The organism is Paraoerskovia marina DSM 21750 (assembly GCF_000701465.1).
GTDB lineage: Bacteria > Actinomycetota > Actinomycetes > Actinomycetales > Cellulomonadaceae > Paraoerskovia > Paraoerskovia marina.
Genome location: NZ_JNIY01000003.1, coordinates 1,255,664 through 1,274,410 on the forward strand (window position 1 = coordinate 1,255,664; position 18,747 = coordinate 1,274,410).

An 18,747-nucleotide genomic window follows, 5' to 3' on the forward strand; every position below is an offset into this window, starting at 1 on the left:
TCCGGCCCGGCACGCCGCACACCGCGGCGCGACGGGACCGACGTCTGAAACCCCTCCGGAAGGTCTTCATGTCCACCGACACCACTCCCGGCGTCCCGTCGCCGACCGACGAGTCCGCGCTCGACGCGGCGGTCGCCACGGCGCTCGACGAGATCGCCGCCGCCGACTCGCTCGACGCGCTCAAGTCCGTCAAGGTCGCCCACACGGGTGACAAGAGCCCGCTCGCCCTCGCGAACCGGCAGATCGGCGGCCTCGAGCCGAAGGACAAGGCGGTGGCCGGAAAGCTCGTCGGTCCACGACGCGGCCGCGTGGCCAAGGCGCTCGCGTCCCGCCAGGTCGAGCTGGAGGCCGAGCGCGACGAGCGGGTGCTGGTCGAGGAGGCGGTTGACGTCACGCTTCCGGTCGCGCGCCGTGCCGTCGGCGCGCGACACCCGCTCGAGACGCTCCAGGAGCAGGTCGCCGACTTCTTCGTCGCCATGGGGTGGGAGATCGCCGAGGGCCCCGAGGTCGAGGCGGAGTGGTTCAACTTCGACGCGCTGAACTTCGGACCGGACCACCCGGCACGCCAGATGCAGGACACCTTCTTCGTCGAGGGTTCGTCGGAGGTCGAGGGAGCGGCCGACGCACTCGCCGGTCTCGTGCTACGGACGCACACCTCGCCGGTCCAGGCCCGCACGCTCCTCGAGCGCGATCTGCCCGTCTACATCGCGTGCCCCGGGAAGGTCTTCCGGACGGACGAGCTCGACGCGACGCACACCCCGGTGTTCCACCAGGTCGAGGGTCTGGCGATCGACAAGGGCCTGACCATGGCGCACCTCAAGGGCACGCTCGACCACTTCGCCCGCGCGATGTTCGGGCCGGAGGCCAGGACGCGACTGCGACCCAGCTTCTTCCCCTTCACCGAGCCGAGCGCCGAGATGGATCTCTGGTTCCCCCAGAAGAAGGGTGGAGCCGGATGGATCGAGTGGGGCGGCTGCGGCATGGTCAACCCCAACGTCCTGCTCGCCGCGGGCATCGACCCCGCCGAGTACTCGGGCTTCGCCTTCGGGATGGGGATCGAGCGCACCCTGATGCTGCGCCACGCAATAGCTGACATGCACGACATGGTCGAGGGCGACGTCCGCTTCTCGGCCCAGTTCGGAATGGGGATCTGATGCCGTACATCGTTCTCGACTGGCTCGCCGAGCACGTCGACCTGCCCGAAGGCCTCGGTGCGGAGCAGCTTGCCGCCGACCTCGTCCGGGTCGGGCTGGAGGAGGAGGAGATCCACGCCGCGGCGGTGACGGGTCCGCTCGTCGTGGGCCGTGTGCTCGAGCTGGTCGCGGAGCCGCAGAAGAACGGCAAGACCATCAACTGGTGCCAGGTCGACGTCGGGACGCACAACGTCGAGGGAGTCGACGGGGCTCCGGCGACTCCCCGGGGCATCGTCTGCGGGGCGCACAACTTCGGCGTCGGGGACCTCGTCGTCGTCGCGCTGCCCGGCACCGTGCTGCCCGGCCCGTTCGCGATCGCGAGCCGCAAGACCTACGGCCACGTGTCCGACGGGATGATCTGCTCGACGACCGAGCTGGGGCTCGGCGACGACTCGGACGGCATCATCGTGCTGGGCCGCGACCTCCTGCACGGGCGCACCGACCTCGAACCGGGTCAGGACGCGGTCGAGCTGCTCGGTCTCGGTGACGAGGTCCTCGAGATCAACGTGACACCGGACCGTGGCTACTGCTTCTCCTACCGGGGCGTCGCACGCGAGTTCGCGCACTCGACGGGCGTGTCCTTCACGGACCCGGGAATGCCCGGCACCGCGCCGCCGAGCTCGACACCCGACGGGTTTCCCGTCGTGATCGACGACCGTGCCCCGATCCACGGGCTGGTCGGTTGCGACCGGTTCGTCACACGCGTCGTCCGGGGGATCGACCCCACTGCTCCGAGTCCCGCGTGGATGCAGCGTCGGCTGACCGGCTCTGGAATGCGCCCGATCTCGCTGACCGTGGACGTCACCAACTACGTGATGCTCGACCTCGGTCAGCCGCTGCACGCCTACGACCTCGCCGGTCTTGCCGCACCGATCGTCGTCCGCCGCGCACGCGCGGGGGAGCGTCTGACGACGCTCGACGACGTCGACCGTGCCCTCGACCCCCAGGATCTCCTCATCACCGACTCGCCGGACGAGGATGCGAGCCGGGTGCTCGGCCTCGCCGGCGTGATGGGTGGGGCCTCGACCGAGGTGACCGACCGGACGACGGACGTGCTCGTCGAGGCGGCTCACTTCGACCCGGTCTCCGTCGCGCGCACGGCGCGACGGCACAAGCTGCCGTCGGAGGCGGCGAAGCGGTTCGAGCGCGGGGTCGACCCTCGTCTCGCCGGTGTCGCGGCCCAGCGGGTCGTCGACCTCCTCGTCGAGCTCGGCGGTGGCACGGCCGACGCCGCCGTCAGCGACGTCGACACGGTTCCCGGGGTCGAGCCGATCGAGTTCCGGGTCTCGGAGGTCGAGCGGCTCACGAGCCTGGACGTCGACGAGGCGCGGGTCCGGTCGATCCTGGAGGAGATCGGGTGCACGGTCGGAGACACTCCGGGGATCGGTGTCGTCCGCGTGACGGTGCCGACGTGGCGTCCGGACCTGGTCGGCCCGGCGCACCTCGTCGAGGAGGTGGCCCGGCTCGTGGGGTACGACGAGATCCCGTCGGTCCTACCGCCCGCGCCCGCAGGTCGTGGTCTGACCAGGACGCAGCAGCTTCGGCGCTCCGTCGCGCGGAGCCTCGCCGAGGCCGGGTACGTCGAGACGCTGTCGTACCCGTTCGTCGACCCCGCGCAGCACGACGCACTGCGTCTTGCGGCCGATGATCCGCGCCGTCGCGCGCTGCGCCTCGCCAACCCGCTGGCCGGCGACCGTCCCGAGATGCGGACGTCGCTCCTCGGTACGTTGCTGGAGACGCTCCGCCGCAATCTCGGTCGGGGGAACGACGACGTCGCGCTCTACGAGATCGGACGGGTGACGTGCCCGGAGGCCGGAGCACCCGTGGCGCCACAGCTGCCGGGCGGGGTTCGACCGACGGAGGATCAGCTCGCGGTGCTCGCCGCGGCGGTCCCGGCGCAGCCACGTCGGGTCGCCGGCGTCGTGGCCGGGAACGCCGATCCTCGCGGGTGGTGGGGACCAGGCCGGGCCGGTGACTGGACCGACGCCCTGGCGGGCGCGCGGCTCGTCGCCGACCGGGTCGGCGTCGACGTGATCGTCTCGTCCGACACCGACCATGCACCGTGGCACCCGGGACGGTGCGCACGCCTCAGCCTGGTCGACGGCACGGTGGTCGGCCATGCGGGCGAGCTGCACCCGAAGGCGCTCGAGAACCTGGGCCTTCCCGCACGCACGGTCGCGTTCGAGGTCGACCTCGACGTCCTCCTCGACGCCGTCGAGGCAGAGCCGTTCGCGGCCCGGCCGGTGTCGACGTTCCCGGCCGCGAAGGAGGACCTCGCGCTCGTCGTCGAGGAGTCCGTTCCTGCCGACCAGGTGCGTCAGGCACTGGTCGACGGCGCAGGCGACCTGCTCGAGCACGTCGAGCTCTTCGACGTGTTCCGTGGCGAGCAGCTCGGCGAGGGCCGCAAGTCGCTCGCGTTCGCACTGCGCCTCCGTGCCGCGGACCGGACGCTCTCGGCGGACGAGGTCGTGGAGGTTCGCCGGGCGGCCGTCGCGGCCGCGCAGGAGCAGACCGGCGCGACCCTGCGCGCATGACGGCGCGGCCCGTTCCCGGGGACGTTCCGGCGTGGACGGACCCGGGAGCCGTTCCGCCCGCTCGGACGGTGCTGGTGACCGGGGCGACCCGGGGAATCGGGCGCGCGGTCGCCGAAGGGCTCGCGGTGCCCGACGAGTCGAGCGACACGCGCGCCGTCGCGCTGCTCGGTCGTGACGCGCAGCGCGTGCACGAGACGGTCGGGTCGGTCCGGGAGACGACGGGTGCTTCCGTCATCGGTGTCGTCGCCGACGTCCTGGACCGCGCGGCCGTCGCCGCCGCGGTGGCCAGGGTCGAGGAGGCGTGGGGAGGCGTCGACCTGCTCGTGAACAACGCGGGGGTGATCGACGCCGAGGTGCCCCTGTGGGAGGCAGACCCCGACGAGTGGTGGCACGTCGTCGAGACCAACCTGCGCGGCGCGTTCGAGATGAGCCGTGCCGTCGTCCCGGGCATGATCGCCCGCGGGGGAGGACGCGTGGTCGACCTGGCGTCCGGTGCCAGCACCCACGAGATGGTCGGATCGAGTGCGTACAACGCAAGCAAGACGGCGCTGGTCCGGATGGGTGCGCACCTGCACGCCGCGGGGGCGCCGCACGGGCTGCGTGTCTTCGAGGTGTCGCCCGGAAGCGTCCGCACCGACATGACGGCCACGATGCCGCTGCACGCGAACCGCACGGAATGGACGCCGGTCGAGGACCTGGTCGAGATGGTGCGGGCTATCGCACGGGGCGAGCTCGACGACTGGTCCGGCGCCTACCTCCGGGTCACGCACGACGACCCGCGGACGCTGGGCGCCGCGGCCGCCGCGGGCCGCGCCGTGGGCGACGCGCGACGACTCCGGGTCCGCCCGTGGGGCGACGACGACCCGATGCCCGCCGGACTGCCTCCCCGCTAGCACCCGGACGACGGCGGACCCGGCGCCGTGGTCGCGCTAGTGTGGCCGCCGTGACACGGGGTGTCCGCGACGCGCGGACTGAGAGCACACCCGTCGAACCTGATCGAGCTCGAACTCGCGAAGGGATGTCCCTCATGACGCACGCCTCCGACCGTTCGCCGCAGCAGACGCGCGAACACCCGCCCGGGAGCAGGCCCCGGGTCCTCAGCATCGCCGGCACGGACCCCACTGGCGGCGCCGGGATCCAGGCCGACCTGAAGTCGTTCGCGGCCCACGGTGCCTACGGCATGGCCGTGGTGACGGCGGTCGTCGCGCAGAACACGCACGGGGTCCGTGCGGTGCACCTCCCGCCGGTCGACGTGCTGGTGGGCCAGCTCGAGGCGGTGAGCGACGACGTGGCGGTCGACGCGGTCAAGATCGGGATGGTCGCGAGCGAGGAGTACGCGCAGGAGATCGGGCTCTGGCTCGACCGCGTGCAGCCACGATGGGTGGTGCTCGACCCGGTGATGGTCGCCACGAGCGGTCACCATCTTCTCGACCCGGGAGCCGAGCGCGCGGTGGTCGACCTGCTGCCTCGCGTCGACCTCGTCACGCCGAACATGGCCGAGCTCGCGGTTCTCGTCGGGCAGGAGACCGCCACGACCTGGTCGGCCGTCCTCGAACAGGCGGTCGAGCTCGCACGACGTGCATCGGTGGTCGTCCTCGCCAAGGGTGGGCATCTGCTCGGGCCGGGGTCTCCCGACGCCCTGGTCACGCCCGAGGGTGTGGTGACCGAGGTCAGTGCTCCCCGGGTGCAGACGTCCAACGTCCACGGGACCGGCTGTTCGCTGTCGTCGGCGCTCGCGGCCCTGCGACCGCGGTGCGACGACTGGGAGTCGGCGGTGCGCGAGGCGAAGACCTGGATCTCGGGAGCGCTCGAGGCGGCGGACGCACTCGCCGTCGGTTCGGGGAACGGCCCGATCGACCATCTGCATGCGCAGGTGCCGGTGTAGGGCGGGGTCAGACCTGCGTCGTCTCCTGGTCGTACACGCACGCGTGACCGGGAGGCCACCACTGCCACTCCGCGCTCACCTCTGCACCCGCGGGGGCGTCGATGGCGCACGCCCGGGTGGCGCGGTCCTGTGCCGAGACGACGTAGGACAGCGCGATGACCGCGGTGAACAGGACACCGAGCACCGTGACGGCCCGGCGCAGCGCGGGGGACGGGCCACCCTCGCCCTCGCGGGGCGGCACCCAGCTCCAGCTCATGCGCCGTGGTCGGGGATCAGGACCAGCTTTCCGGTCGAGTTCCGCCCTTCGAGGTCCCGGTGCGCCTGCGCGGCGTCGGACAGTGGGTAGGTCGCACCGATACGGACCTGCAGGGTCCCGTCGTTGACGGCGCGCAGGATCTCCTGCGCCCGCCAGACGAGCTCGCTGCGCGTGGCGACGTGGTCGGAGAGCTGGGGGCGGGTGAGGAAGACCGAACCCGCGTTCTTGAGGCGCTGCGGGTCGACCGCGGGAACCATGCCGGACGAGGCGCCGAACAGGACGAGCATGCCGCGCGGGGCGAGGGAGGCCAGCGAGGCGTCGAAGGTCACCTTGCCGACGGAGTCGAAGACGGCGTCGACGCCCTTGTCGCCGGTCACGGCGCGCAGCTTCTTCGGCAGGTCGGTCGCCATGTTCGTGAACTCGTCATAGCGGATGGCCGCGTCGGCGCCGGCCTCGAGCGACAGAGCCGCCTTGGCGTCGGACGACACGGTCGTCAGGACCCGGGCGCCGTTGAGGGTCAGCATCTGGGTCAGCAGGAGGCCGACGCCGCCGGCACCCGCGTGCACGAGCACCGTGTCGGCGGCCGTGGCGGGGTACGTCGACCGCGAGAGGTAGTGCGCGGTCAGGGACTGGATCGGCAGCGCGGCCGCGGTCTCGAACGACATGTCCGGAGGGACGCGCAGCGCGCGGGCGGGGTCGACGCTCACCATCTCGGCGTACGAGGCAGGTCCGTCCGCCCACGCGACGTGGTCGCCCGGGGCGAAGCCGGGGACGTCTCCGGCGTCGACGACCCACCCGGAGCCCTCGGAACCCACGAGATGGGGGTACATGGAGGGGTAGGCGCCGCTGCGTCGGTACGTGTCGATGTAGTTGACGCCGATCGCGGCGACCCGGACCAGGAGTCGTCCGGGCGTGGGGCCGGGGTCCGGCAGGGTGACGTAGTCGAGTACCTCAGGGCCGCCCGCTTCGCGAGCCACGATCGCATGCATCCAGCAAGGCTAGTGATGAATGCCGTGTCCGCACCCGGAGTGTCATCGCGGCACCGGTTCGCGTCTCACTGCATAGATATGCCACACTATGAATATGACAGTTCGGGTCGCAGTAGCAGGAGCGTCAGGGTACGCCGGGGGAGAGGTCCTGCGCCTCCTGGCGAGTCATCCCGACGTGGAGATCGGGGCGCTGACCGCCCACTCCAACGCAGGGCAGCGCCTCGGTGCGATCCAGCCCCACCTGCGCGCTCTGGCGGACCGCGAGCTCGTCGCGACGACGGCCGAGAACCTCGCCGGCCACGACGTCGTCGTGCTCGCGCTGCCGCACGGCGCGTCGGGCGAGATCGCCGCGCAGCTCGACGAGAGCGTGCTGGCGATCGACCTCGGGGCGGACCACCGTCTCGTCTCCGCGGACGACTGGGCTGCGTTCTACGGCTCGGAGCATGCCGGGACGTGGCCCTACGGCATGCCGGAGCTTCTGCTCACGGGTCACGACGGCGCCCTCACCAAGCAGCGCGAGCAGCTCGCCGGGGTGCGGCGCATCGCGGTCCCCGGGTGCAACGTCACCGCGGTCACCCTGGGGCTTCAGCCCGGTGTCGCCGCCGGCGTCGTCGATCCTGTCGACGTCGTCGCCGTCCTCGCCAACGGGTACTCGGGTGCCGGCAAGTCCCTGAAGGCGCACCTGCTGGCGAGCGAGGGGCTCGGTTCGGCGCAGGCCTACGCCGTCGGGGGCACCCACCGCCACATCCCGGAGATCCGGCAGAACCTCCGGGCCGCGGGGGCCGCGACGGTCTCGATCTCGTTCACCCCGACCCTTGTCCCGATGTCCCGCGGAATTCTCGCGACGACGACGGCGCGCCTCTCCTCGGCGCACGCCGAGGCGTCGGACGCCGAGGTGCGTCGGGCCTGGGAACAGGCCTACGCCGGCGAGCCGTTCGTCCAGCTCCTCCCCGAGGGGCAGTGGCCGACGACGGCGATGACCCTCGGAGCGAACACCGCTCTCGTGCAGGTGGCCGTCGACCGTGCGGTCGGGCGGGTCGTCACGGTCACCGCGATCGACAACCTGGTGAAGGGGACGGCCGGAGCCGCGGTGCAGTCCATGAACATCGCCCTCGGCCTCGACCAGACCCGAGGCCTGACCACCGAAGGGGTCGCACCATGAGCGTCACCGCAGCACAAGGATTTCGGGCGACGGGAGTCGTCGCCGGACTGAAGTCGACGGGGGAACGCGACGTCGCGCTCGTCGTCAACGACGGCCCGGAGCTCGCTGCCGCAGGGGTCTTCACGTCCAACCGCGTCGTCGCGGCCCCGGTGGTCTGGTCCCGGCAGGTGCTCGCCGACGGTCGGGCCCAGGCGGTCGTGCTCAACTCGGGCGGCGCCAACGCCTGCACCGGGCCCGACGGGTTCGCCGACACCCACCGCACGGCCGAGCACGTCGCCGACGTCCTCGAGGCCTCCGCGGGAGACGTCGTCGTGTGCTCCACCGGTCTGATCGGTCTTCCTCTGCCGATGGACAAGCTCCTTGCGGGGGTCGACGCCGCGGCGTCCGGGCTCGTGGCCGACGGCGGCCACGACGCCGCCCTCGCGATCATGACCACCGACACCACCCCCAAGACCGCCGTCGCACGGCGGTCCGGTGCGGGCGGGACGTGGACGGTGGGCGGGATGGCCAAGGGGGCCGGCATGCTCGCGCCGGGCCTGGCGACGATGCTGTGCGTCGTCACGACCGACGCCCTCGCCGACGCCGAGACGCTCGATCGCGCTCTGCGCGAGGCGACCCGGACCACGTTCGACCGGGTCGACTCCGACGGCTGCATGTCGACGAACGACTCCGTGGTGCTGCTGTCCTCCGGTGCCTCTGGACAGTCCGTGAGCGAGGCAGAGCTCGTCGAGGCGCTCACCGAGGTGTGCGCCGAGCTCTCCCGCCAGCTCGTCGCCGACGCCGAGGGGGCGAGCCACGAGATCGCGGTGACCGTCCGCAACGCGACGACCGAGGACGCCGGAGTCGCCGTCGCGCGAGCCGTGACCCGGTCCAACCTCTTCAAGACGGCGATCTTCGGCAACGACCCGAACTGGGGGCGGATCCTCTCCGCCGTCGGGACCGTCCCGGAGTCCGTCGCACCGTTCGACCCGCTGACGCTGGACGTCGCCGTGAACGGGGTTCAGGTGTGCCGGGCGGGAGGCGTGGGTGAGCCGCGCGAGGGCGTCGACCTGGCCGGTAGCCGGGACGTCGTCGTCGAGATCGACCTGCACGCCGGCGACGCGACGGTCACGGTGTGGACCAACGACCTCACGCACGACTACGTCCACGAGAACAGCGCGTACTCCTCATGACGACAAAGGACCAGAACGTGCCGGAGAACGCGCACTACCCGCACGAGGACGGGTTCGACGCCGTCGCCGACCTGCAGCCGAGCCAGAAGGCCGAGGTGCTCGTCGAGGCACTGCCGTGGCTCCAGGAGCTGCACGGTGCCCTCGTCGTCGTGAAGTACGGCGGCAACGCCATGGTCGACGACGAGCTCAAGCAGGCGTTCGCCCAGGACATGGTCTTCCTGCGTCAGGTCGGGCTCCTCCCCGTCGTCGTGCACGGCGGGGGCCCGCAGATCTCCTCCATGCTCAACCGCCTCGGGATCGACTCGGAGTTCCGTGGGGGACTGCGCGTCACGACGCCCGAGGCGATGGACGTCGTCCGGATGGTGCTGACCGGGTCCGTCTCGCGCGAACTCGTGGGACTCATCAACTCGCACGGGCCGTACGCCGTCGGCCTCTCCGGCGAGGACGGTGCACTGTTCGCAGCCCAGCGCCGACATGCGGTGGTCGACGGGGTGAAGGTGGACGTCGGACAGGTCGGGGACGTCGTCTCGGTGGACCCGCGCGCCGTGCGGGACCTCCTCGACGCGCACCGGATCCCCGTGGTCTCGACCGTCGCGCCCGACGTCGACGACCCCACGCAGGTGCTCAACGTCAACGCCGACACGGCGGCCGCGGCGCTCGCCGTCGCGCTCGGTGCCACCAAGCTGATCGTGCTGACCGACGTCGAGGGGCTGTACACGAGCTGGCCCGACCGTGGCTCGCTCGTCAGCGAGATCACCGAGGGCGATCTCGCGTCCCTGCTGCCGTCGCTGCAGTCGGGCATGGTCCCGAAGATGGAGGCCTGCCTGCGCGCGGTCCGAGGCGGCGTTCCTCGGGCGCACGTCATCGACGGTCGGGTGGCCCACTCGGTCCTGCAGGAGGTCTTCACCACGCGGGGCATCGGCACGATGGTGGTTCCGGAGGTGACGGCATGAGCGACGACGTGGACGTGACGACGCAGATGGCGCTGGTCGGCGGAGACGAGAGCTCGGCGGCCCGGTGGACCGAGCGGTACTCGGGAGCGCTGATGAACACGTTCGGCACCCCGCAGCGGGTGCTGGTCCGGGGTGAGGGAGCCTACGTCTGGGACGCCGACGGCAACCGGTACCTCGACATGCTGGCAGGGATCGCCGTCAACGCGCTGGGGCACGGGCACGCGACGCTGACGGCTGCGGTCGGCGCCCAGCTCGGCACCCTCGGGCACGTCTCGAACTTCTTTGCGACGCCGACCCAGGTTGCGCTGGCGGAGCGGTTGCTCGACCTGGCCTCGGCCCCGGACGGGTCGCGGGTCTTCTTCACCAACTCGGGCTCCGAGGCGAACGAGGCGGCCTTCAAGCTCGCCCGCCGTGCTGGGAGCCAGCTGGGTGGGACCGCCGGGCGGCCGGCGCGCATCATCGCGCTCGACGGCGGCTTTCACGGTCGCACGATGGGTGCGCTCGCCATGACGTCCAGGGCGGCGTACCGCGAGCCTTTCGAGCCGATGCCGGGGGGCGTCGAGTTCGTCGACCCCTCCGACCCCGCCTCGCTCGAGCGTGCGTTCGCGGACGACGACAGGGGTCCGGTCGCGGCACTGGTCGCCGAGCCGATCCAGGGCGAGGCGGGCGTGCGACCGCTGCCCGCCGGCTTCCTCGCCCGGGCCCGTGAGCTCACCGCCGCCTGCGGCGCCCTGCTGATCATCGACGAGGTGCAGACGGGGATCGGCCGGACCGGGTCGTGGTTCGCGCACCACCAGAGCGCGCTCGGTGAGGGTGTCGTGCCCGACGTCGTCACCGTCGCCAAGGGGCTCGGCGGCGGATTCCCCGTCGGTGCGGTCATCGCCTATGGAGAACGTGTCGCGACGCTGCTCGGTCCGGGGCAGCACGGGACGACCTTCGGCGGGAACCCTGTCGCGGCCGCGGCCGCTCTCGCGACGATCGCCGTGATCGAGCGCGACGGTCTGCTGGACAACGTCCGCGTCGTCGGTGGCGTGCTCAGGGACGGCATCTCGGGCTGTGGCAACCCGCTCGTCGCCGACGTCCGCGGGGCGGGGCTTCTGCTCGGCGTGCGGCTCACCCGGCCGGTGGCGGCACAGGTGGCCGCGTACGCGCTGGAGGAGGGGTTCATCGTGAACGCCGTCGCCCCCGACACCGTCCGGCTCGCCCCGCCGCTGATCCTGACGAGCGACCAGGCCCGGTCCGTCGTCGACCTGTTCTCGAACCTGCCCGACCTTCGACCTCCTGGGGAGGACTCATGAGCACGACCGCTGTCCGTCACTTCCTGCGTGACGACGACCTCTCGCCGGCCGAGCAGCGCGCCGTCCTCGAGCTCGGTCTGGCGTTCCGTGAGGACCGGTACGTCCGGTCACCGCTGCGCGGCCCGCAGGCCGTGGCCGTGATCTTCGACAAGCCCTCGACACGCACACGGGTCTCGTTCTCCGCCGGGATCGCCGAGCTCGGCGGATACCCGCTGGTCATCGACGCGCAGAGCAGCCAGCTCGGGCGGGGTGAGTCGGTGGCGGACACCGCACGCGTGCTCGACCGGCAGTGCTCGGCGATCGTCTGGCGGACGTTCGGGCAGGACCGTCTTGAGGAGATGGCCGCCTACTCGTCCGTTCCGGTCGTGAACGCACTGACCGACGCGTTCCACCCGTGCCAGATCCTCGCGGACCTGTTGACCGTCGCGCAGCTGCGCGGCGGCGTCGACGCGATCGCCGGGCAGACCCTGGCCTACGTCGGCGACGCCGCCAACAACATGGCGGCGTCGTACATGGTCGGCGGTGCGACCGCGGGCATGCACGTCCGGGTCGGAGGGCCTCAGGGCTACCTCCCGGCCGCCGACGTCGTCGCCCGTGCCCAGGAGATCGCGGCGGAGACGGGGGGATCCGTCACCGTCGTCACCGACGCGGCCGACGCGGTCTCGGGGGCCGACGTCGTCGTCACCGACACGTGGATCTCGATGGGGGACGAGGCGAGCGCGGAGGAGCGCGCGAGGCCCTTCGTCCCGTTCCAGGTCGACGACGCGCTGGTCGCGCACGCCGCCGACGACGCCATCGTCCTGCACTGCCTCCCCGCCTACCGGGGCAAGGAGATCACCGCCGAGGTGATCGACGGGCCCCGCAGCGCCGTCTGGGACGAGGCGGAGAACAGGCTGCACGCCCAGAAGGCCCTGCTCACGTGGCTCCTCGAGGAGTCGGCGTGAGTGTGCGGACCACACCGGCCGGCGTGCCGACGACCCGTGCCGCGCGTCACGCGCGGATCGTCGAGCTCGTCCGACGCGGCGAGATCCACTCCCAGGCAGAGCTGGCCCGGAGCCTTGCGGCCGAGGGAGTCTCGGTCACGCAGGCCACGCTCTCGCGCGACCTGGTCGACCTGCAGGCGGAGAAGGTCCGCCTGCCCTCCGGGGCGCTCGCCTACGCAGTTCCCGGCGAGGGGGGAGACCGGTCCGTCCGCGCGGGGACCGACGCGGAGTACGTGGCCGCCCGGCTAGCCCGGCTGTGCGGCGAGCTCCTGGTCTCCGCCGAGGCCTCCGGCAACCAGGTGGTCCTGCGGACGCCGCCGGGCGGAGCCCAGTACCTCGCGTCGGCGATCGACCACTCGGTCCTCGCGGGCATTCTCGGGACCATCGCCGGTGACGACACCGTCCTCGTGATCGGACGCGAGATCGACGGCGGCGAGGACATCGCCGCACGATTCCTGTCCATGGCCGCCGGTGCGGCCGGACACAACTGACCAGACCCGCAGCACACCCCAGACCCGAAGGAAGTATCACCATGACTGAACGCGTCGTCCTCGCCTACTCGGGAGGGCTCGACACCTCCGTCGCCATCGGTTGGATCGCGGAGGCGACCGGGGCCGAGGTCGTAGCCGTGGCCGTCGACGTCGGCCAGGGCGGCGAGGACCTCGAGGCGATCCGCCAGCGTGCGCTCGACTGCGGCGCCGTCGAGGCCTACGTGGCCGACGCACGCGACGAGTTCGCGACCGAGTACTGCATGCCGGCGCTCGCGGCGAACGGGCTCTACCAGGACGCGTACCCGCTCGTCTCGGGGATCTCGCGGCCCGTCATCGTCAAGCACCTCGTGCGTGCCGCGCGCCAGTTCGGCGCCACGACCGTCGCGCACGGATGCACGGGCAAGGGCAACGACCAGGTGCGGTTCGAGGTGTCGATCACCTCCCTCGCGCCCGACCTGAAGTGCCTCGCGCCGGTCCGCGACCTCGCGCTCACCCGGGAAAAGGCGATCGCCTACGCCGAGAAGCACAAGCTGCCCATCGAGACGACCAAGAAGAACCCGTTCTCGATCGACCAGAACGTCTGGGGCCGTGCGATCGAGACGGGCTTCCTCGAGGACATCTGGAACGCACCGACCAAGGACGTCTACAACTACACCGACGACCCGACCTTCCCCCCGGTCGCGGACGAGGTCATCATCACCTTCGACCAGGGCGTCCCCGTCGCCCTCGACGGCGAGAAGGTGACGCCCCTGCAGGCCATCCAGGAGCTCAACCGCCGAGCCGGCGCGCAGGGCGTGGGCCGGATCGACATCGTCGAGGACCGTCTCGTGGGCATCAAGTCCCGCGAGATCTACGAGGCCCCGGGCGCGATGGCACTCATCGCAGCCCACCGCGAGCTCGAGAACGTCACCCTCGAGCGCGAGCAGGCCCGCTTCAAGCGGAACGTCGAGCAGCGCTGGAGCGAGCTCGTCTACGACGGACAGTGGTTCAGCCCGCTGAAGAAGAACCTCGACACGTTCATCGCCGACACCCAGAAGTACGTGTCCGGCGACATCCGTCTCGTCCTGCACGGCGGGCGCGCGACGGTCAGCGGACGTCGCTCCGAGCAGAGCCTCTACGACTTCAACCTCGCCACGTACGACGAGGGCGACAGCTTCGACCAGTCGAGCGCCGTCGGATTCATCGACATCTACGGCCTGACCTCCAAGCTCGCCGCCGCGCGCGACGTCAAGTTCGGCAACGGCGTGGACCTGGGCGACGGAGAGCTCTGAGCCATGACTGAGACGAACGCCTCCGACTCCCAGCGCGTGAGCCTCTGGGGTGGCCGGTTCGCCGGTGGTCCTGCCGACGCGCTGGCAGCGCTGAGCAAGTCCACGCACTTCGACTGGCGGCTCGCCGGTCAGGACATCGCCGGCTCCAAGGCGCACGCGAAGGTCCTGCACGCAGCGGGTCTGCTCGACGACACCGAGCTCGAAGGAATGCACGCTGCGCTCGACCGGCTGCGCGAGGACGTCGCGTCGGGGGCGTTCGTCCCAGCCGAGGGCGACGAGGACGTCCACACCGCGCTTGAACGAGGGCTCATCGAGCGTGCCGGGCTCGAGCTCGGTGGAAAGCTCCGGGCAGGACGCTCCCGCAACGACCAGATCGCGACCCTCGTCCGGATGTATCTCCGCGACGAGTCCCGCGTCATCGTCGGTCTCGTGCTCGACGTGGTCGACGCGCTGACCGAGCAGGCCACCGCCGCGGGGGAGGCAGCGATGCCCGGGCGTACACATCTGCAGCATGCGCAGCCGGTGCTGCTCGCGCACCACCTCCTCGCCCACGCCTGGCCGCTCCTGCGCGACGTCGACCGGTTCGTCGACTGGGACGTCCGCGCAGCACGTTCGCCCTACGGCTCGGGGGCGCTCGCGGGCTCGTCCCTCGGCCTCGACCCGGCTGCCGTGGCAGCGGAGCTCGGGTTCGACGGCCCGGTCGAGAACTCGATCGACGGCACCGCGGCGCGCGACGTGGTCGCGGAGTTCGCGTTCGTCTCCGCGATGCTCGCGGTGGACCTCTCGCGACTGGCCGAGGAGGTCATCGCCTGGGCGACCAAGGAGTTCGGCTTCGTCAGGCTGCACGACTCCTACTCCACCGGGTCGAGCATCATGCCGCAGAAGAAGAACCCCGACGTGGCCGAGCTCGCGCGCGGCAAGGCGGGGCGCATCATCGGCGACCTGACGGGTCTTCTTGCCACGCTGAAGGGCCTCCCGCTCGCGTACAACCGTGATCTGCAAGAGGACAAGGAGCCGGTCTTCGACCAGGTCGACACCCTCGAGGTCCTGCTGCCGGCATTCGCCGGGATGGTTGCCACGCTCGAGTTCGACACCGACCGTATGGCGGAGCTCGCACCGCAGGGCTTCTCTCTCGCGACCGACATCGCGGAGTGGCTGGTGCGACAGGGCGTTCCCTTCCGCGTCGCCCACGAGGTCGCGGGTTCGTGCGTCCGCGTCTGCGAGGACCGTGGCATCGAGCTCTGGGACTTGTCGGACGAGGACCTGGCAGACATCTCGGATCATCTGACACCTGGCGTGCGCGAGGTGCTCAGCGTGAGCGGCTCGCTCGCCTCGCGGGACGCCGTCGGCGGGACCGCGCCGGCACGGGTCGCGGAGCAGCTGACCGAAGCCAAGGCCAAGGCTGTCGAGTTCCGGTTCTGGACCGAGGGCTGACCTCATGAGCGTCAGCACGCCCGTGCTGGACACGCTCGTCGACCGGGTCCGCGACAGCGTGGCGCTCCTGCCGCGCGAGCTCGCGGACCCGGTCCGTACGCGGCTGGTCTGCATCGACGGGCCGGCCGGGTCGGGCAAGACGACGCTGGCCGGCCAGATGGCGGTCGCACTCGATGCCCAGGTCGTGCACATGGACGATCTCTACGAGGGTTGGGAGGCCGGGCCCGGTGGCGGCGCGACACGGTGCGCCCAGTGGGTGCTCGGACCGCTGTCCGAGGGGCGACCGGGCAAGTACGACCGGTACGACTGGGACCGGGGGACGTTCGCCGAGTCGCACCACGTGGAGAGGGCACCGGTCCTGATCGTCGAGGGGTGCGGAGCGGCGCCCCGTTCTGTCGACGCGTTCGCGGCGTGCGTCATCTGGGTCGAGGCGCCGGACGACGAACGGCTCCGACGCGGACTGCGACGCGACGGAGCGGCGATGAGGGCCGAGTGGATCCGCTGGATGTCCGCCGAACGCGAGTTCTTCGCGGAGCACGACACGCGTCGTCGTGCCCACGTCCGTCTCGACGGCTGGGGACGGTTGCTTCCGTGACGGCGTCCGCCTCGTCGGGTGCGTGGCTCGAGCGGGACGCTCTCGACGTCGGCCGAGAGCTCCTCGGCGCGCTGCTCACGACGCGTCTCGGGGCAGGACGCGTGACGGCACGGATCACCGAGGTCGAGGCCTACCGAGGCGCCCACGACCCGGGGTCTCACGCGTACCGCGGCAGATCGGTGCGCAACGCCGCGATGTTCGGTCCTGCGGCGCACCTCTACGTCTACCGCCATCTCGGCATCCACCACTGCATGAACGTCGTCTGCGGGCCGGAGGGGGAGGCGTCGGCCGTGCTGCTGCGTGCGGCGGAGATCGTCGAGGGGCATGATCTCGCGCGTGCTCGCCGGACGGCCGTGGGCGTGGCACGCACCGATCGAGACCTCGCGCGTGGCCCCGGGAACTTCACGGTCGCTCTCGGCATCGACCTCGGGCACGACGGCGCGCGCCTGACCGGCGGCGAGCTGGTCCTCGTACCGCGCGACAGACCCCTCGGCGCGACGATCCTGTCGGGCCCCCGGGTGGGTGTCTCGGGCGAGGGCGGCGACCCGGCCCTCTTCCCCTGGCGGTTCTGGATCGAGGGCGAGCCCACCGTCTCCGCGTACCGGCGGGCCCGGTAGTCCAGCCGCCCCGTCGAACCTTCGTGCGCGTCGGGAGCGATTCGCGGCACAATGAGCGATGAGCCGGGCGAACGCCCCGGAGCAACCTCGGCCCGATCTCAGGGCCGACGACGAAGGAGCTGTAGTGACCGACATCCTCGACGAGCTGCAATGGCGAGGTCTGGTGGCCCAGTCCACCGACGAGACCGCGCTGCGCGACGCACTGGCCGAGGGCCCCGTCACCTATTACTGCGGGTTCGACCCGACGGCTCCGAGCCTGCACCACGGGCATCTGGTCCAGCTGCTGCTCCTTCGGCACCTGCAGCTCGCGGGCCACCGCCCGATCGCTCTCGTCGGGGGCGCGACTGGGATGATCGGAGACCCGCGCGAGTCGGGCGAGCGCGTGCTCAACACGAAGGACACGGTCGCCGAATGGACGGACCGGTTGCGCTCCCAGGTCTCGCGATTCCTCGACCTCGACGGCGAGAACCCTGCGCGTGTGGTGAACAACCTCGACTGGACCGGTGACCTCACCGCGATCGACTTCCTTCGCGAGATCGGCAAGCACTACCGCCTCGGGACGATGCTCGCCAAGGACACGGTCGCGCGCCGCCTGAACAGCGAACAGGGGATCAGCTTCACCGAGTTCAGCTACCAGATCCTCCAGGGGATCGACTTCCGTGAGCTGTTCCTGCGCTATGGCTGCACGCTGCAGACCGGTGGCAACGACCAGTGGGGCAACCTGCTCTCCGGCGTCGAGCTCATCCGCAAGACCGAGCAGTCGTCCGTGCACGTCATGACGACGCCGCTGATCACCAAGTCCGACGGGACCAAGTTCGGCAAGACCGAGGGCGGAGCAGTATGGCTCGACGCCGAGATGATGAGTCCGTACGCCTTCTACCAGTTCTGGGTGAATGCCGAGGACGCCGACGTCGTGCGCTTCCTGAAGATCTTCACGTTCCGTTCCCGGGACGAGATCGCCGAGCTCGAGAAGGCCGTGCAGGAGCGGCCGGCCGCCCGGGAGGCACAACGGGTCCTCGCGACCGACGTGACCACCCTCGTCCACGGAGCCGAGGCTACCGAGGCTGTGATCACGGCGAGCAAGGCGCTCTTCGGGCGCGGTGATCTCGATGCACTCGACGAGGCGACGCTCGCGGCAGCGGTCCACGAGCTCCCCAGCGTCACCGTCACCGCAGGAGATGGTGTCGTCGACGCCATCGTCGCGGCCGGCCTCGTCGCCTCCAAGGGTGCGGCACGTCGAGCCATCGGTGAGGGCGGCGTGTACGTCAACAACGCGAAGGTCTCGAGCAGCGAGGCCGAGCTCGACGCCGCGGCGTTCCTGCACGGCAGGTTCGCGGTCCTACGGCGCGGGAAGCGAACGCTCGCCGTCGCCGAGTCGCAGGCCTAGACAAGGTGTGCCCCGCGTCACCGCGCACGGACTTGGCGGCGGCGCGGGGCACGTGTAATGTTCTCTGAGTCAGCCCGACAGGGGAGACAGACAGAAGCCCTCGGGCAGATGGCCGGCCCGAGGCCGACAATCCTCTTCGGTCGAAGCAATGTTTCGACCCCGAAAGAGTTCGATCGTTTCGCAGAGTTGGACGCGGGAGATCGGGTCTGGTAGGTTGGAGAGGTTGCCCCGGGTTCGGGTCGCTGAGGTTCGGCGGGTCGGGACGGTGCGTGCTGGTTGTTTGAGAACTCAACAGTGTGCTTGATAGTCAATGCCAAAGTTTTATCTCCTGGCTGGTGACTGTGGCTGCCCGTTCGGGTGGTTTCGGTTGGTGGTTGGGGGTCTTTGGACAACAGTTTTTGAAAACGTTAGTTTTCGAATCTGATTGCCAGATTAATGAGGCCGCGCATCGTTTGGTGTGTGGTGCTTCGTATGGTTGTTTGCTGGCTGGCTCCTTGTGGGTTGGTTGGTTGACGTTGATCATTTAC

18 protein-coding genes and 1 riboswitch are annotated in these 18,747 nt (G+C 70.9%); of the genes, 16 read left to right on the plus strand and 2 right to left on the minus strand.

Annotated elements, in window-relative coordinates; genetic code table 11:
• The first annotated feature begins 68 nt into the window (after positions 1–68).
• From pheS to thiD, 4 genes are all read left to right on the plus strand, one after another.
• Positions 69–1,154 (plus strand): phenylalanine--tRNA ligase subunit alpha, encoded by a 1,086-nt coding sequence (gene pheS, locus Q343_RS0105975; RefSeq protein ID WP_029252679.1) that lies wholly within the window; start codon positions 69–71, stop codon positions 1,152–1,154.
• Complete coding sequence (gene pheT, locus Q343_RS0105980; RefSeq protein ID WP_029252680.1) at positions 1,154–3,727, plus strand: phenylalanine--tRNA ligase subunit beta; 2,574 nt, start codon at positions 1,154–1,156, stop codon at positions 3,725–3,727. Before pheS ends, pheT begins: the two co-directional genes overlap by 1 nt.
• Positions 3,724–4,620: an SDR family NAD(P)-dependent oxidoreductase gene (locus Q343_RS0105985; RefSeq protein ID WP_052366890.1), complete on the plus strand. Its 897-nt coding sequence runs from the start codon at positions 3,724–3,726 to the stop codon at positions 4,618–4,620. The genes pheT and Q343_RS0105985 overlap by 4 nt, the downstream gene beginning before the upstream one ends.
• Before the next feature lie 46 nt (positions 4,621–4,666).
• Positions 4,667–4,763: riboswitch (TPP riboswitch) on the plus strand.
• Positions 4,755–5,612: a bifunctional hydroxymethylpyrimidine kinase/phosphomethylpyrimidine kinase gene (gene thiD / locus Q343_RS0105990; protein ID WP_052366940.1), complete on the plus strand. Its 858-nt coding sequence runs from the start codon at positions 4,755–4,757 to the stop codon at positions 5,610–5,612. It overlaps the preceding riboswitch by 9 nt.
• A 7-nt stretch (positions 5,613–5,619) precedes the next feature.
• On the opposite strand, the gene Q343_RS0105995 is transcribed toward thiD, so the two are convergent.
• Together Q343_RS0105995 and Q343_RS0106000 are read right to left on the minus strand one after the other, a co-directional pair.
• Entirely contained in the window at positions 5,620–5,868 is a 249-nt protein-coding gene (locus Q343_RS0105995) for a hypothetical protein (RefSeq protein WP_029252683.1), read from the minus strand.
• Complete coding sequence (locus Q343_RS0106000; RefSeq protein WP_029252684.1) at positions 5,865–6,857, minus strand: quinone oxidoreductase family protein; 993 nt, start codon at positions 6,855–6,857, stop codon at positions 5,865–5,867. Before Q343_RS0106000 ends, Q343_RS0105995 begins: the two co-directional genes overlap by 4 nt.
• 94 nt (positions 6,858–6,951) lie before the next feature.
• On the opposite strand from Q343_RS0106000, the gene argC reads away from it, so the two are divergent.
• The 12 genes from argC to Q343_RS15425 all read left to right on the plus strand — a co-directional run.
• A complete protein-coding gene (gene argC / locus Q343_RS0106005; RefSeq protein ID WP_211248965.1) occupies positions 6,952–8,019 on the plus strand; it encodes an N-acetyl-gamma-glutamyl-phosphate reductase in 1,068 nt (355 codons plus the stop codon).
• A complete protein-coding gene (argJ, locus tag Q343_RS0106010; RefSeq protein ID WP_029252686.1) occupies positions 8,016–9,191 on the plus strand; it encodes a bifunctional glutamate N-acetyltransferase/amino-acid acetyltransferase ArgJ in 1,176 nt (391 codons plus the stop codon). The genes argC and argJ overlap by 4 nt, the downstream gene beginning before the upstream one ends.
• The gene (gene argB, locus Q343_RS0106015; RefSeq protein WP_052366891.1) at positions 9,188–10,144 is read left to right on the plus strand and encodes an acetylglutamate kinase; all 957 of its coding nucleotides are present in this window, start codon (positions 9,188–9,190) and stop codon (positions 10,142–10,144) included. The genes argJ and argB overlap by 4 nt, the downstream gene beginning before the upstream one ends.
• Positions 10,141–11,442 carry an acetylornithine transaminase gene (locus Q343_RS0106020; protein ID WP_052366892.1) on the plus strand — a complete coding sequence of 434 codons (1,302 nt, stop codon included), beginning with the start codon at positions 10,141–10,143 and terminating at the stop codon, positions 11,440–11,442. The genes argB and Q343_RS0106020 overlap by 4 nt, the downstream gene beginning before the upstream one ends.
• Entirely contained in the window at positions 11,439–12,386 is a 948-nt protein-coding gene (argF, locus tag Q343_RS0106025) for an ornithine carbamoyltransferase (RefSeq protein ID WP_029252689.1), read from the plus strand. The genes Q343_RS0106020 and argF overlap by 4 nt, the downstream gene beginning before the upstream one ends.
• Complete coding sequence (locus Q343_RS0106030; protein ID WP_029252690.1) at positions 12,383–12,916, plus strand: arginine repressor; 534 nt, start codon at positions 12,383–12,385, stop codon at positions 12,914–12,916. The genes argF and Q343_RS0106030 overlap by 4 nt, the downstream gene beginning before the upstream one ends.
• 41 nt (positions 12,917–12,957) lie before the next feature.
• Positions 12,958–14,187 carry an argininosuccinate synthase gene (locus tag Q343_RS0106035; protein ID WP_029252691.1) on the plus strand — a complete coding sequence of 410 codons (1,230 nt, stop codon included), beginning with the start codon at positions 12,958–12,960 and terminating at the stop codon, positions 14,185–14,187.
• 3 nt (positions 14,188–14,190) lie between these two features.
• Positions 14,191–15,621 carry an argininosuccinate lyase gene (argH, locus tag Q343_RS0106040; RefSeq protein ID WP_029252692.1) on the plus strand — a complete coding sequence of 477 codons (1,431 nt, stop codon included), beginning with the start codon at positions 14,191–14,193 and terminating at the stop codon, positions 15,619–15,621.
• Positions 15,622–15,625: 4 nt separating this feature from the next.
• Positions 15,626–16,216 (plus strand): AAA family ATPase, encoded by a 591-nt coding sequence (locus Q343_RS0106045; protein ID WP_029252693.1) that lies wholly within the window; start codon positions 15,626–15,628, stop codon positions 16,214–16,216.
• Positions 16,213–16,833: a DNA-3-methyladenine glycosylase gene (locus Q343_RS0106050; protein WP_029252694.1), complete on the plus strand. Its 621-nt coding sequence runs from the start codon at positions 16,213–16,215 to the stop codon at positions 16,831–16,833. Before Q343_RS0106045 ends, Q343_RS0106050 begins: the two co-directional genes overlap by 4 nt.
• Positions 16,834–16,957: 124 nt before the next feature.
• On the plus strand, positions 16,958–18,220 hold the full coding sequence (gene tyrS, locus Q343_RS0106055) for a tyrosine--tRNA ligase (protein ID WP_029252695.1): 1,263 nt from the start codon (positions 16,958–16,960) through the stop codon (positions 18,218–18,220).
• A gap of 296 nt (positions 18,221–18,516) precedes the next feature.
• On the plus strand, positions 18,517–18,747 hold a 231-nt coding region (locus Q343_RS15425), incomplete at its 3' end, for a hypothetical protein (RefSeq protein WP_211248966.1).